Origin of the sequence: Metabacillus dongyingensis, assembly GCF_019933155.2 — a bacterium.
In the GTDB taxonomy this organism is placed as follows: Bacteria; Bacillota; Bacilli; order Bacillales; family Bacillaceae; genus Bacillus_P; species Bacillus_P dongyingensis.
In genome coordinates, this window is sequence record NZ_CP082944.1 from 3,005,689 (window position 1) to 3,020,179 (window position 14,491).

Sequence of the window (14,491 nt, forward strand, 5' to 3'; positions counted from 1 at the left end):
TTGTTCTTTCTATACTGAAGAGCAAAATCCCTTTAATTAGTGATGCTTATTGTTGTACTAACCTGATTCTTTAGTTTAAGTACATTTCCTCACAATCTCAAACCAAAATTAACATATATATCTAATTCTTCTTTAAGTCTTATTCAATTAAATGGCCCGATTATTGAAGGAAATTAGTCATGCGTGATTGACTAACAGTGTTATTGGTTTTTATTTCATGGTTAAGCCAACTTGTATCTAAACCAGCTAGATGACGTGTTGATCTAAGAAGTCAGTCATGATTTTCGTAACTTGGGACAATTGCAAAACAGGAACATTAGTTCGATAAAAACACATCTATTGTAACTGTTTATATAGATTTTGAATTGTTAAACTATTAGTAACTACCAAGAATAAACAGAAAATTAATTCTGTCAGGAGGTATACAAATGGAGCGAAAATTACATTTAATTCCGTATCAAGTAAATGCAGTGGTCGAAGCGGTGTCTGAGGTGCCAAAAGGTATTGAACTTATTGCGGCTCCAAAAATCTGGGAGAAATCGAAAGGGAAGGGAATCACGGTTGCGATATTGGACACAGGCTGCGATGTCACCCATCCTGATTTGAATGAGCGGATTATCGGAGGACGGAATTTCACTGGTGATGATAATGGAAATCCTGATGTATATACTGACTATAATGGCCATGGAACCCATGTGGCTGGCACAATTGCTGCGGTCCATAACGATACAGGAGTAGTTGGGGTTGCACCTGAAGCGAGTCTACTGATTTTAAAGGTTCTTGATAAAAATGGATCAGGTCAATACGACTGGATCATAAATGGAATTAACTATGCAGTTGAACAAAAGGCGGATATCATTTCTATGAGCCTCGGTGGTTCTGAGGATGTTTCTGAGTTGCATCAAGCTATTCAAAACGCAATCGCTAAGCAAATTCTAGTAGTATGCGCTGCTGGAAATGAGGGAGATGGACAGGATTCTTCAAATGAATTGGCCTATCCTGCCTGCTACAACGAAGTCATTAGCGTTGGAGCTATTAATCTGCAACGCCGTTCTTCTGAATTTTCAAATTCGAATAATGAAGTCGACTTAGTAGCTCCTGGTGAAGAAATCCTTTCAACGTATTTAAAGGGAAAGTATGCAAAACTAAGCGGAACCTCGATGGCAGCACCGCATATATCCGGTTCACTTGCGCTCATTAAAGAGATTGCCAACAAAAACTTTGAGCGAAATCTCACAGAGCCTGAGCTGTATGCACAATTAATAAAGAGAACGGTTCCGCTAGGAAACTCGCCAAAACTCGAAGGCAACGGATTGCTGTACTTAACAGCAGAGGACTGCTTATCGGATGTGTTCAACCAAAAAATATCTGCTCAGGCGTTGAAATTATAATGGAAAAGCTAGAATTGCTATACAGTGAACGGGAAACGGCCAAGTCAGACTTTTTAAAATATAAAGAAAATCGATCCTATTATGACGAAAAGAAAGATAAGGAAGTCAAGGATCAATATTACCAGAGCATTTCATTCACGGATGCTAATCTGTCAGACAGCCTTCATACATTGCTTGAAAAAACACATACAGATCAGTTAAACTACAGCCCGCACCGTTATGTGTACCCTTGGGTTGATTTGCAGGAAAACGGTCAATTAAAAAGCCTTTATTCTGGAAAAGGGATGAATCCGCTTTCTGTCATAGAGGAGGACGTTCGACTCCATGAAATGCAGGCAAAAGGGTTAATTGGCAGCTTCTCGGAAGATCTATTAAACTGTGAACATGTAGTTCCTCAATCATGGTTCGATAAAAAAGAACCGATGAGAGGAGACTTGCATCATCTATTTGCCTGCGAACCCACCTGCAATAGCAGTCGCAGCAACCATCCTTACTATGATTTCCACGATTATGTCCCTGAAGGATGGATTCTAGGAATCAAAGATGGCTGCGGCAAGACTGAAGAAAGTAAATTCGAACCAGAATACGGCAAAGGAATCGTTGCCAGAGCAACACTCTATTTCCTAATTCGCTATCCAAACACAATAAAAAAAGAACTAGAGAATGTCTCTTTATTGCTAAAATGGCATCAAACATTTCCGGTATCCATCTATGAAAAGCATCGCAACCTAGCTATCTATGAACTTCAAGGCAATCGGAACCCATTTATTGATTTTCCAGAGATGGCAGAGAGTATTGTAACCATAGAAAAATAAAGTGATTGATTGGAAACTCCTTTGTGAAAGGGTCTTTCTAGAATAAAAGATTGAAAGGAGTGCAGCCATTCGGCTTCCTTTTATAATTTTTATGCTTTGTCAGAAAAATATCCAGACGAATATTAAAGGTCCTGCAGCAACTTGCAACAGGCCCGATGTTAAATTTATATAATGACAATTCACTTATTGAATTAAAAAGCCTGTATCAAAGATTACCAAGTAATCATTGATACAGGCTTCTTTTATTTCTTTCCCCTCCATAAAGTTTGATTGCACTTAGAGGTTTCCGTTCCCTTCAAATGATTTACCCCCACAATGATCATTCAAAGAATGAAATACCATGTTTCCAGAGGACTGCTAATCGGATACCAGTGAATGAGAATTGTATGAGCAAGTAGGTCAATCAATCGACATGCTTCGTAAATTACCCACTATCCATCATATTTAAACTCTATATAGAGATCAATTGCGCATTGTTCGTAAATAACCAAATAAGAACGATTTGAGTAGGTGTATATATTCTTTTAAATGAGTTCAAGTATAATTACTTCAGCTTTTTTTACTCTAATGTAACCCTGATTCTTACAAATATCATCTTTTTGCTACCCTTTAGGTAAGGAAATAGTGATTGAAGTCCCCTTTAAAGGTTCACTTTCGATTGAAATACTGCCATGATGCAACTTTACAATCTTTTTCACAATCGAAAGACCAAGACCTGTCCCTTCGGTTTTGCGTGTTCTTGCCTTATCTGCACGATAGAATCTCTCAAACGCCTGTTTTCTCTCATCCTCAGACATTCCAATCCCCTCATCGCGGATTATGATCGTAACCTGATCCTCATTATTATCTGTTTCAATATGAATACTTCCGCCTTTTTCACTATATTTAACCGCATTATTTAAAAGGTTTTCCCATACTGTTTGAAGCAAGGTTGCATTTCCTTTGATATCTTCTGCTTTCAAAGAATGAGAAAGGCTCATTTCTTTTTCCTCTAATTTCCATCTATTGTGGTTAATCGTGTCTAACCATTGTTTATTTATTGAAAGAAGTTTCTGATCTTGAACTGCAAGAGATTCGTCCAAAACGGTTAATGCAAGCAGCTGTTTAGTTAATTCAGACAATCTGGACGTTTCTTGATGAATAATTTTCTGATAAGCGAATTGCTCTTCTTTTGTCACATCAGGCTTATTTAATAACGCAAGGTAGCTTTGAATCGTATGCAGCGGTGACTGAATATCGTGTGAAACATTATTTACGAACTCTTTTCTTTTTGTCATCAGCTGCTTGATTTGCACACGCATTGCATCAAAACTTTCAGCTAATTGGCCGATTTCATCTCGGCGGGAAATGTTAATCGGTTCATCAAACGATTCAGCGGCCAGTTTTTTTGTCACGTTGGTCAAGTGAGTAATTGGATGAATTAATTTCCTTGCAGCAATAATCATGCCAAAAACACTTAAAAGCAATAGACCAATACCAAGACCTCCGAATAAAAAACGAAGCTCTCCAAACAGCAGGCCGATGTTAGGACGAATAAATAGAGCATATTTTGTTCCATCCGCTTCCAATGGAACACCTACTGAATTTTTTAGCTCATTTGCAAAAAATCCTGTCACAAACGTTTCTCTTGGGTAGTCTCGCATTCCATGGTACACTTCCCCGTTAATGACAGTAGAAATAACCTCTTTGGGCAAAGTTTTATCCCGGTACTCCCCTCCATAGAAAGAACTGCTTCCGCTTTGATCCTCCACATATAGCTGATAGCCGGATGCGCCCAGCATTTCAAAAGCATCACTTAGCTGATCGGAACTCAAACCTTCTAAATATGCCGACATCTCAGCCGCAATCGCTGCATTCTTCTTATCATTTTCTTTTTTTACATACTGGTGATAATACGTATTCATAACAAAGAAGGATGTTAAACTGCTGATGATCATTGTAATGAGAGTAAACCAAACGAACTTCAGGTAGAGTGAATGGGTCATGTCAGCTCCTCCAGCTTATACCCTACTCCGCGGACTGTTGTAATTTGTATATCAGGCGCCTTGCTGGAAAGCCTGCTGCGGATTCGTTTCATATGAACATTGACAGTCTGGTCATCACCTGTGTAGTCTATTCCCCACACACTTTCAATTATTTGTTCGCGGGTAAACACATGATTTGGACGAGATGCGAGAAGGCTCAGGACTTCGAATTCTTTAAGCGGAAGCATCAGCGTCCCGCTTTCCGCCTGAACTTCATAGCTTCTGCGGTCAATTTTGATAGAACCAATAATCAGGAGCTCATCCTGATGTTTTTGATATCTTCTTAAAATAGCTTGTATTCTATATAGTAATTCTTTAAATTCAAATGGTTTTACGACATAATCATCTGTTCCTGATTGAAATCCCTTTTCTTTGTCTTCTATGTGATGCCTTGCCGTTAATAAGATGACAGGCACCTCGCAAATATTTTTCATTTCTCTTGTTACTTCAAAACCATCTAAACCAGGCATCATAATGTCTATTACAGCTAAGTCGACCGACGTTTTATTTAATATGGAAAGAGCTTCCTTACCAGAATAGGCGCCGATTGCATTATAGCCTGCTCGATTTAACTCTATCTGGATATATTTCACCATATCCTGATCATCGTCCACTACTAAAATTCTTTTCATGTTCTCTTCCCCTTAGATAAGAAATAAACCTATCATTCACTATTGTAATCAAATTAATATGGACAAAATCAGACTGCCTCAGATTCCGGCAGTCTTTTCATGATTGTTCCATTAATTGAAAACCAGCCCATCCTTTATTGTAACGACTTTGTCTGCATAAAGAAGCATTTCTTCGTCGTGAGTAACCATCATTGTGGTAATCTTCATCGTTTTTGTTAATTGTTTGATTAAATTCATTATATCTTTTGATCTTTTAGAATCTAAACTGGCTGTCGGTTCATCCGCAAATAAGATTTTTGGTTTGTGTATCAAGGCTCTGGCTACAGCAGCTCTCTGTTTTTCTCCACCTGATAAAGATTGGGGATATGCATCCTTCCGATGATACAGATCTGTCAATTTTAGCAGCTTTCCTGCTTCGTCTCTTTGTTCCTGTTTCTTTAGCTTTGTTTCAGAGAGTTTAAGCATGAGAATTAGCTGATCTTGAACCGTAAGAAATGGGACCAGATGAGAAGCTTGAAAAATAAAGCCAAACTGATTGGCTCTCAAATTTCTGATTTGGTCCTGACTCATTTCACTTACATTTTCACCATTAAAAAGAATATTCCCATGTGTTGCACGCTGAAGTCCTGCAGCAATCGTCAAAAGCGTACTCTTCCCTGAACCTGAGGCCCCTACTAACGCAGTGATTTCACCTTCTTTAAGAGATAGGCTAATTCCTTTTAATACTTGTTCTTCCTCTTCACCATAAATGAACGTTTTCTTCACATCATTCAGCTGTAATATTGTCATTTTACCCTTCTCCCTGTTGTATGGCTTTTAATGGTTCGACTTTTTTTATTTGAATACCTGATAATGTAGCCCCAATGAACCCAACTGCTATAAAAACGAGTGAAAACTGAAAACTGGTTTTGGCCGGCAAATAAAATGGCAATCCCTCAGGAGCAACGGTTTCTAACGCTTGGCTCAATAGAACAGATATTCCAAGTGAAGCGAGCGTGATGATCATCATTTGGCTCCACATCATAACAAACAACGACCTCGTTTTCATGCCAATGGCTTTTAATATTCCGTACAGCCCTATTTTTTGAACATTCATCATGTAGAAAAAAATAGTAAACAGCATGCCGCTTATGACTATTAAAAACCAGGAAATCATATTCAGGGACATCTGCTCCGCGCTATAGCTGGGAATTGTGCTGAGGAACTCGTCATTCGTAAAAGACTGAAGTCCGGTAATAGATGGAGCCTCAACTAGTTCTGGAATAAAGATTAACTGCATCTCAGTTCCTTTAAAAATTTCTTTGTAATCTTCTTTATGAATAAAAGCTGCAGGAGCATGACTGAATTTCTTGTGATCTGCAAACCCTTTTACGATCAGTTCTTTACTATATTGTTTGTTTTTTACCTTATCTCCTATTTTCACTCCTTCATCTTTTAAAGAACGATCTAGAATCACTTCTCCTTTTCCGACCTCTTCAAAAAATGGCGAATGAGCTGCTGCCACAAATGCAACACTATGCTGCTTATCTTGATCATCGTTTATAAAACCCATTTGGATTGCAAGGACAGATGCCTGTTTATTTTCCGCAAGGACATTTCCCTCAATCTTTTTATCAATCTTAGATGCGAGATAATTTTCTTCAGCATCTTCATTCATATAGAAATGACCATCAGGCAAATCTTTTATCAGAGATGCATTATCTTTGGATAATCCATTTGAAAGCCCAGAAATCATAAACGTCAGAAAACTCACTAAAAAAATGATGAATCCTAAAATGATAAAACGGGCCTTGTTTTTTTTGATTTCCTTCCATGCCAGAATCATTTTGCTTCCTCCAATTCTCTTGATACGAAAATTATAAATAAGCAAGGTGAACACAACATGAACGGGAGATTACAAACGTACAGCATAAAAAACCTGTAACAGGTTCGAAGTCCGTTTACAGGTTTTTTAATGGTTTGTTAATTTTGCTTATTAATAGTGCTTTTCTTTATTAATTCTTTATAAGCAGCAATCTTATCATCAAGCTTTTTTCCAGTAGCCCCCAGCGTCTTAATTGTTTGTGAATCGATTTTTTGTGATTTTCAAACAGCTGCAGTGTTGTTTGTTCTCCTTCTAAGAATAATTGAGCATCTGCTAAAGAAATGGCAGTTTTTATGTTTCTATGCTGGACCTTTACGACATTGAAAAAATGGTCGGCATTGTGGACGCGGCATACGTATGAGTTTAACCTCTATCACCCTATCTTTTATTATGCCGAACGATCCTGCCGTTCCCATTCATAAAAGAAAAAACTAGGGCGGAAAATTCCGCTCTAGTTTTTTCTAATGATTTTATGCGTTCTCTTTTCCAACAAGCCTGACAAGCATATGCGCCAATTGATGGCGCTGTTCGTGCCCGCATGCTTTCCAAAGTTCCTGAAGCAATTTTTCTTCTCTATTTCTCGGTTCCTCATTTTCAGCAAGGTATGCTGCTACCTTTTCTGCTGTTTTGGCTAATTGTTCTTCATTTAGTCCGAGTTTTTCGCCTAGTGCCACCCTTTTCCCCAAATACTGTTTAAAGCTTTCAAAACTCCCCAGAATATCTTCCATCTTTTCATCAGGAATCGTCGCTATGCGGCTTTCAACTTTTTCTGTTTCCAGACCTTCATTTTTATTAATAATATGATTTTGTTCTGACATTTGAATCCATCCCTTCTTTATATAAGCGTCGTTCTATTAGTTTTTTACCCGCTTTTTTCATATCGAAACTTATTAACTCTTTACTGCCTGACTATGTTGAAAATCAGGGAAACACCACCAAATTATCGTATAAAACCCATTTTTTAACTAAATACTAACTTTTATTAATAACAATGGGGGAAAACATGCGAATTCAGCCAGGAATTGCTCCTATCCATATCTATTTCATGATTATCATGTCTTCCGGATTAGTCAATCACGTTCTTATCTTACCGCTTATTCTTTCGGCTGCCGGGCGAGACTCATGGCTCAGTGTTGCTGTTTCAATCGTTCCTTATATCATTTGGATTCTATTAATAGGTGCAGTTACTAAAAAGATTGGAAATCAAAACCTTTTAGACTATTTGAAATCTCGTCTTGGAAGTGTTCCTGTTTTTCTGTTATCAGTGATTTTGTTCCTATATTTTTATTTGAATGCTGCAGTGACCTTCAGAGATACAGTTACTTGGACAAAAACCAATTATTTGATGAATACTCCACCGCTTGTTCTTTGCATTTTGTTAGGCTTACTGTGTTTTTTCGGAACATATAAAGGTATTCAGGAATTAGGCATTGTTGCTATGATTGCTCTTCCGCTGGTTGTTGCCTTTGGTTTTTTCATCGCAATTGGAAATATTCAGCATAAGGATTACTCCATGCTTCTTCCCATCGCTGAACATGGACCAGGACCAATAATAAAGGGCACAACCTACGTTTTTTCTGGACTTACAGAATTATGCACGCTTTTATTTATGGTCCAGTATACGAATAAGCCTTTGAAATGGAAGCATATTTTCCTGGTGGCTTTTATCTTAATGGGACTCATGCTTGGTCCTTTGATGGCAGCAATCGCTGAGTTTGGACCATACGAGGCAAGCAAGCTCCGCTATCCTGCATTTGAGCAATGGAAGCTCCTTACCATCAGCAAAGAAATTACCAGAATGGATTTTCTGTCGATCTATCAATGGATTTCAGGAGCGTTTATTCGTATCAGCTTACTGATTTATATAGGATCACATTTGATTAAAGTGAAAAAATACAGAATTTGGATAATAAGTCTTTTATACATTCTGGTAATCGGCTATACACTTGCTCCAATATCTAACCTTGTCATTTTCAGGTATCTCTATCATTACTTTTTTCCCTTCCAGATGTACGTTATGATTCCGCTCATCAGCATCATTTGTATTTACGTCCTACTTAAGAAATGAGGAAACTGTATGACACATAATGCTGCCGCTAATGTCAAAGCTATTGAACTAAATGAATTTTTGTCCTATTTTCAAAACAATATGGATGTGGTCATTAAGAAACGCTTATTTACTGAAGAATTTCCTTGCGGTTATACGCTTTTGTTTTGCAAGGGGTTAACAGATGTTCAGATTATGGAGGAAACGCTGCTTCCTTTTTTGACATCAATAATCGAAAAAGGTGAAACTTTAGATTGTCAATCGATAGGAAACCGTTTTACAGTAAATAAACTTTCTCTTACTGATCAAGAGCTTCAGTTGATAGAACGCAGTCTGTTTTCAGGCAATGTTTTAATAACAAAAGATCATGGAAGCTATGTTTATTCAATTGATCTATCAAACACACCTAAAAGAAGCCCTGAAGAATCCAATACAGAAATTTCGATCAGAGGAGCGCGAGATGGATTTATTGAGGATTTAGAAACGAATTTCGCCCTAATAAGAAAACGATTTAAATCTTCCTCGCTGCATAGTAAATCCTATACGATTGGAAAGAGAAGCCAGACTTCTTTATCTCTGCTGTATGTAAATGATATTATCGATCAGGATTTAGTAAAACGGGTTCATCATCGTCTCACACAATTAGATCTTGATGTTTTGGTGAGCAGCAGTGATTTAGAAGAGGCCTTATCAGATCATTACTTTTCTATTTTTCCTTTACTTGATAATACAGGACGTCCTGATTATGCCGTTCAATCCTTGGTTCAGGGTCATTTCATCATTATTGTCGATGGATCCCCTACGGTTCTGATAGGACCAGCGACACTAGGGATTACATTAAAATCACCAGAGGATTCAAACGCAAGTTTTTATATGGTTACTTTTGAACGGCTTCTGCGTTTTACGGGATTATTTACAACGATTTCACTCCCTGGTCTGTGGGTTGCGCTAACAACCTTCCACCAGGATCAGCTCCCTTATCCGCTGCTTGCAACTCTTACTCTTTCTCGAACCGGACTTCCTTTATCCTTGCCGCTTGAGATGATGATTATGGTCGTATTGTTCGAATTGTTTAAAGAAGCTGGCGCAAGGCTGCCGAGGGCAGTCGGTCAGACTGTAGCTGTATTGGGAGGGTTAATCGTAGGAGATGCAGCCATTCGTGCAGGTCTTACTTCCCCTACTACACTTGTTGTCGTAGCAATCACCATGATCGCAAGCTATACATTCGTGAACCAATCGTTAAGCGGAAATTTGCTTTTTTTACGTGTTTATACCCTCTTGATGTGCGGTTTGTTTGGATTATTCGGCTTTTTTATATCAATGCTCAGCTTATTTTTGCTTCTGGGGTCCTTGCGTTCATTTGACTATCCTTACTTGGCAACATTGGCTGCACCTAATGTTTCAGACTTTCTAAAAACATTTCTCAAACTGCCTTTTCCGCTTATGAAACAAAGAGATAAATCGATGTTTCCTCAGGACTCATCCCGTCAAGGTGACAACAATGATCACTAAACATATAAAACTTTTTCTGCTGCTTTTTTCGATCAGTACCGTTCTGAGCGGATGCTGGGGAAGCCGGGGAATTAGCGATCAGCTTTATATTGAGGCATTAGGAGTGGACTATAAAGATGGAAAGTATATTGTATACACAGAATCTGCCGTTTTTTCTTCCATAGCAAAGCAAGAAGGTGGAGGATCCCAGCCTTCGGAGTCCCCAGTACTGGTAGGAAAAGAGGAAGCAGATAGCTTAACGATGGCGTTCAGGAAATTGGAGAAGGCATCCCAATATCCCCTGTACTATGGCCACATACAGGTAATCTTGCTAAGTGAGAGGGTTATTAATCAAAAGTTAGAAGAAGTTATCTCTCACATAGGCCATGATCCGTTAATCAGATATACCTCTTGGGTTTTCGGCACATCTGAGGATTTGTCAGAAGTTTTGAAAACAAAGTCTCTCTTTAATCAGGCACCAACATATAAAGTCATGTTTCATCCTGACATTATGCTTAGCCGGAATCATGCTGTAAATCCTTTAAATATGCAGATGCTGATGAGAGGCGGCAATGAGCCTTATGGATCGATCCTGATTCCGAATGTTATTATCTCTCAGGGAAAATGGCAGGAAGATGAAAAAAAGCCCCCCACCCCTCAAGTAAATGGAGGTTTTATTGTATCCAAGATGAAATCCAAGGGATTTTTGAGTTACGAAGATCTTTCAGGACTACAATGGTTAACAGAGGAGCAAAAAGAAAATAAACTTGAAATCCCTCATGAAAAAACTGTCGTTGAACTCTTGGTGAAGGGCTATAAAATCACTCTTCATCAACCTGTAAAGGATGGATTGCACTATACTGTTAAATTGAATACTAAGGCTTTCATTGATGAAAGTGTAGATGAACCTTCACTGACCAGTTTAAAGAAAAAAATCAAACAAGAAATTAAAAATGATGTACAGCGCACATATGAAAACGGAATTAAGCTGGACGCAGATTTGTATAATTTGACTGCATCCACATACCGCTCATCACCTGAACTCACAAAAAAATATAAGCTGCGGGAAGATTCTCTGTCTGAGATCCAAATAGAAGTTGTCATTGTGAATGCCGGAAGTCAGAAATACAAAGAGTAATATGATGTTTGGTAAAGGTCACTCTTTAGCCCCGGAAAAATAAAATGGAGTGTCGTTCCAGAACCATGTACCACGGAGGCTCAAAGCGGATTTCATTCCATGGCCCAGATTTTTCTCATCCGATTAGTCTATATATACACCTGCCCACCATGAAAGAACAGGCACTTCTAGCCGTTTTCACAGTAAAAAAGGGTGTGCCAAAAGTTAGCCTCATGGCACACCTCTTTTACTCAACTTCCCATCAATATTATTTCATTTAATAGAATGAACTGATTATATGATTGTTGATGTTATTTTTACTGTGTAGAGTTCTACTTTAAAAAGTTAAGAGCAGAAAGTGTGTAGATTTGCACAGTTTCAACGAGCTCATCAATATCAACATATTCATCGGCATGATGGGGAATATGGCGGTCACCTGCTCCTGTTGTAATGATCGGCACACCTGCAAGGTGAAGGAACGTCCCGTCTGTCGCCCCAGGGACCCCATTGTATACGGGTTCTTTGCCTGTAACTTGCTTATAAGCCTGAGCTACTGCTTGTACCACCTCATGATCTTTTGATGTTTCTGTCCAAGGTCTGTCTTCAATCAATTCAAGTGTAGCTTTGAAATGTGGATCTTCTTTACCCAGCTGTTCAATAATGACTTCTATTTCTTTCCTCAATTGATGATGCTCTTGCCCGGGAACCGTCCGAATATCCAGTGTAGTCATACATTGTGCGGGAACTACATTGATTTGCGGTTCTCCCTTAACTGGCGCTTGCAAGATAGTTGGAGTAATACTAGGCCATCCAAGATAGGGATGTTCACCCATCCGTTCTTTTTCCCGCTGTTCCAATTGGTCCAATTCTACGATTAATTTAGCCATTCGTGTATTTGGATTAATTCCGGTGAGCGGCATCGCACCATGAGCCATTTTTCCGTAAGTTTTTAATACAATGCGCATCGCCCCTTTTTGTGTAATACAGAGCTGATTCTCCTCAGGTTCACAGATAATAGCTCCATCCACTCCATCTGCCCATCCTTTTTTAATAAAATCTTTAATTCCGATCATCATTCCCTCTTCATCGCATGGGATACAAAGGATTATTTTCCCATTAAAAGCAGCGTCTGATTTTTTTATAGAATGAACAGCAGAAATGGCTGCAGCAAGGTTTCCTTTCGTATCACAAGAACCTCTGCCATAAATTCTGCCATTGCTGACTTCTCCGCCAAAAGGATCATATGTCCATGAATCAATATCTCCTTCAGTCACTACATCCGTATGTCCTTCAAATAAGAGAGTTTTGCCTGGAATGCCAGAGTCATAAACCGCAATAACATTTGGCCGTCCTGGCACCACTTCTTCATAATAAACTTCTAATCCGATGTTCTTAAGATAGTCATCTATGAAACGGGCGACTTTTTCCTCGTTTCCGCCCTCGACATTTGGACGATAGACACTTTGTATACGAATAAGACTCCTTGTCAGTTCAATCACTTCTTTTTTATCAATAAAAGGAAGAATAGATTCTATCGCTGCTGTCATGGCAAACGTCCTTTCTTAATGAGATTCATTGACTTCGTTACTTGATGGAAAGCCCTTAATTCCTTCTGCATTCTTAACAGCCAGAATGACCGCTTCTGCCAAAATGTCAGCAGCAATCGTTCCAATCAGGTCAACTGATGCACTCATATCCCCCGTACTCAGGGAAAAGATTGTGTCTCCATCAAACATCGTATGCACAGGATAGATGGTTCTCGCTAATCCATTATGTGCCATGGAGGCTACTTTAGAGGCCTGCGATTTAGTTAACTTCGCATTGCAGGCAACCACCCCTATTGTTGTATTAGTACCGGGCTTTAGGGGAATGGAAGGCTGCTCTAGCATCCATTCTAAACTGCTCTTTATTTTCCCCTGATCATCTCTGGCACCGGCAATCACTTCTCCCGTTTCGGGATTTCGAATTTCCCCCATCGCATTAACTGCAACAATGGCTCCTACAACCAAACCATTTGGAAAAACTCTAGAAGCGGAACCAAGCCCGCCCTTCATAGCCCGATCGTGACCAGCTATTTTTCCAACCGTAGCCCCGCAGCCCGCTCCTGAATTACCTAACGGGAAATATCCTCTTTTTGCGTTTGATGCAGCCTTATATCCCATTTTCTGATCTGGACGAATAGAAGGGTCCCCTACGGGCAAATCAAACAGGACAGCTGAGGGAACAATCGGAACCACTCCTGCACCTACATCCAGACCAATACCTTTCTTTTCCAAAAACTGCATAACACCACTTGCTGCATCAAGGCCATAGGCACTTCCTCCCGCCAGGCAGATACTGTGAACCCGGTCTATAAGGTTCACTGGATTCAGTAAATCGGTTTCCCTTGTTCCTGGAGCTGAACCCCTAACATCTACTCCGCATACAGCACCTTTCTCCAACAATAAAACGGTACAGCCCGTATAACCAAATTTGTCCTCTTCATTCCCTACTTTTACACCAGGAACGTCTGTTATGTTATAAAACCGTTCCACTACAATTCTCCTGAAATCTTTGATTTCTTGTTTCCGCTATGGTCCAGCTTTTTCCATGCGACAACCACCGCAAGCGTAATGATCACGGAAACAATTGCTTCCGGTATTCCGTTGGTTACAGCAATCGTAACCGCGACACCTGGAGCAATATATCCTCTGATTACCGCCATTGTCAAAACAAGCAGCGTATTGGTAAATGCACCTACAAATCCTGCCACCCCAATAGCGGCATATTCGTTGACTCTCTTCAAGGAAATGTAAGATAAATAGGCTGTTACTCCAATAAACAATCGCGGCAGTATAGCAACCAGCGGGTCTTTGAATAACGGAATGGTTGCATCAAGGAACGAAGACACACCGAAGATCAGTCCAATGACTAATCCAACAAACGGGCCTTGCATGACTCCTCCTATTATTGCCGGGACATGCATGATAGTAGCGTTCCCCGCTGCAGTTGGAACAGGAATAAAACCTAATCGGGTGACACCAAGCAAAATAGCTACTGCTCCTAATACTCCGGCAATGACAATCTTTCTAGTGGTTAGACCTTTTTCCATTCGATTACCCTCCTTATTT

The 14,491-nt window shown here is 39.4% G+C and carries 13 protein-coding genes; 5 read left to right on the forward strand and 8 right to left on the reverse strand.

The genetic code is table 11. The annotated features are described in order from the left end of the window. Window positions 1–428: 428 nt before the first annotated feature. Entirely contained in the window at window positions 429–1,391 is a 963-nt protein-coding gene (locus K8L98_RS14780) for a S8 family peptidase (protein WP_223435769.1), read from the forward strand. Further along, a complete protein-coding gene (locus K8L98_RS14785; protein ID WP_223435771.1) occupies window positions 1,391–2,206 on the forward strand; it encodes an endonuclease I family protein in 816 nt (271 codons plus the stop codon). The genes K8L98_RS14780 and K8L98_RS14785 overlap by 1 nt, the downstream gene beginning before the upstream one ends. Window positions 2,207–2,808: 602 nt before the next feature. Here K8L98_RS14785 and K8L98_RS14790 read toward each other — a convergent pair. The 5 genes from K8L98_RS14790 to K8L98_RS14810 all read right to left on the reverse strand — a co-directional run bounded on the left by K8L98_RS14790 (window position 2,809) and on the right by K8L98_RS14810 (window position 7,544). Continuing rightward, window positions 2,809–4,191: a sensor histidine kinase gene (locus K8L98_RS14790; RefSeq protein WP_223435772.1), complete on the reverse strand. Its 1,383-nt coding sequence runs from the start codon at window positions 4,189–4,191 to the stop codon at window positions 2,809–2,811. Beyond that, window positions 4,188–4,862: a response regulator transcription factor gene (locus K8L98_RS14795; RefSeq protein ID WP_223435773.1), complete on the reverse strand. Its 675-nt coding sequence runs from the start codon at window positions 4,860–4,862 to the stop codon at window positions 4,188–4,190. Before K8L98_RS14795 ends, K8L98_RS14790 begins: the two co-directional genes overlap by 4 nt. A 111-nt stretch (window positions 4,863–4,973) precedes the next feature. After that, complete coding sequence (locus K8L98_RS14800) at window positions 4,974–5,651, reverse strand: ABC transporter ATP-binding protein (protein ID WP_223435774.1); 678 nt, start codon at window positions 5,649–5,651, stop codon at window positions 4,974–4,976. Window position 5,652: 1 nt separating this feature from the next. After that, a complete protein-coding gene (locus tag K8L98_RS14805) occupies window positions 5,653–6,687 on the reverse strand; it encodes an ABC transporter permease (protein WP_223435775.1) in 1,035 nt (344 codons plus the stop codon). A gap of 509 nt (window positions 6,688–7,196) precedes the next feature. After that, window positions 7,197–7,544, reverse strand: a complete 348-nt coding sequence (locus tag K8L98_RS14810) for a DUF3243 family protein (RefSeq protein ID WP_223435776.1) — start codon at window positions 7,542–7,544, stop codon at window positions 7,197–7,199. A 185-nt stretch (window positions 7,545–7,729) separates the two neighbouring features. On the opposite strand from K8L98_RS14810, the gene K8L98_RS14815 reads away from it, so the two are divergent. The 3 genes from K8L98_RS14815 to K8L98_RS14825 are packed head-to-tail and all read left to right on the forward strand — an operon-like array spanning window position 7,730 to window position 11,402. After that, window positions 7,730–8,794: a GerAB/ArcD/ProY family transporter gene (locus K8L98_RS14815; RefSeq protein WP_223435777.1), complete on the forward strand. Its 1,065-nt coding sequence runs from the start codon at window positions 7,730–7,732 to the stop codon at window positions 8,792–8,794. A gap of 9 nt (window positions 8,795–8,803) precedes the next feature. Continuing rightward, window positions 8,804–10,285: a spore germination protein gene (locus tag K8L98_RS14820; protein ID WP_223435778.1), complete on the forward strand. Its 1,482-nt coding sequence runs from the start codon at window positions 8,804–8,806 to the stop codon at window positions 10,283–10,285. Further along, window positions 10,275–11,402: a Ger(x)C family spore germination protein gene (locus K8L98_RS14825; protein WP_223435779.1), complete on the forward strand. Its 1,128-nt coding sequence runs from the start codon at window positions 10,275–10,277 to the stop codon at window positions 11,400–11,402. The genes K8L98_RS14820 and K8L98_RS14825 overlap by 11 nt, the downstream gene beginning before the upstream one ends. Window positions 11,403–11,713: 311 nt before the next feature. On the opposite strand, the gene K8L98_RS14830 is transcribed toward K8L98_RS14825, so the two are convergent. From K8L98_RS14830 to K8L98_RS14840, 3 genes are read right to left on the reverse strand one after another with little or no spacing between them, the layout of a single operon-like run. Beyond that, window positions 11,714–12,928, reverse strand: coding sequence for a M20 family metallopeptidase (locus tag K8L98_RS14830; RefSeq protein WP_223435781.1), 1,215 nt, complete (start codon window positions 12,926–12,928; stop codon window positions 11,714–11,716). A 15-nt stretch (window positions 12,929–12,943) separates the two neighbouring features. Continuing rightward, on the reverse strand, window positions 12,944–13,915 hold the full coding sequence (locus K8L98_RS14835) for a P1 family peptidase (protein WP_223435783.1): 972 nt from the start codon (window positions 13,913–13,915) through the stop codon (window positions 12,944–12,946). Next, window positions 13,915–14,472, reverse strand: a complete 558-nt coding sequence (locus tag K8L98_RS14840) for an ECF transporter S component (RefSeq protein ID WP_223435784.1) — start codon at window positions 14,470–14,472, stop codon at window positions 13,915–13,917. Before K8L98_RS14840 ends, K8L98_RS14835 begins: the two co-directional genes overlap by 1 nt. Window positions 14,473–14,491 lie beyond the last annotated feature (19 nt).

Coding starts and splice junctions, on each gene's coding strand:
- K8L98_RS14830 (WP_223435781.1), bottom strand. CDS start 12,928: ATGACAGCAGCGATAGAATCTATTCTTCCTTTTATTGATAAAAAAGAA.
- K8L98_RS14780 (WP_223435769.1), top strand. CDS start 429: ATGGAGCGAAAATTACATTTAATTCCGTATCAAGTAAATGCAGTGGTC.
- K8L98_RS14815 (WP_223435777.1), top strand. CDS start 7,730: ATGCGAATTCAGCCAGGAATTGCTCCTATCCATATCTATTTCATGATT.
- K8L98_RS14820 (WP_223435778.1), top strand. CDS start 8,804: ATGACACATAATGCTGCCGCTAATGTCAAAGCTATTGAACTAAATGAA.
- K8L98_RS14840 (WP_223435784.1), bottom strand. CDS start 14,472: ATGGAAAAAGGTCTAACCACTAGAAAGATTGTCATTGCCGGAGTATTA.
- K8L98_RS14790 (WP_223435772.1), bottom strand. CDS start 4,191: ATGACCCATTCACTCTACCTGAAGTTCGTTTGGTTTACTCTCATTACA.
- K8L98_RS14805 (WP_223435775.1), bottom strand. CDS start 6,687: ATGATTCTGGCATGGAAGGAAATCAAAAAAAACAAGGCCCGTTTTATC.
- K8L98_RS14785 (WP_223435771.1), top strand. CDS start 1,391: ATGGAAAAGCTAGAATTGCTATACAGTGAACGGGAAACGGCCAAGTCA.
- K8L98_RS14795 (WP_223435773.1), bottom strand. CDS start 4,862: ATGAAAAGAATTTTAGTAGTGGACGATGATCAGGATATGGTGAAATAT.
- K8L98_RS14825 (WP_223435779.1), top strand. CDS start 10,275: ATGATCACTAAACATATAAAACTTTTTCTGCTGCTTTTTTCGATCAGT.
- K8L98_RS14800 (WP_223435774.1), bottom strand. CDS start 5,651: ATGACAATATTACAGCTGAATGATGTGAAGAAAACGTTCATTTATGGT.
- K8L98_RS14810 (WP_223435776.1), bottom strand. CDS start 7,544: ATGTCAGAACAAAATCATATTATTAATAAAAATGAAGGTCTGGAAACA.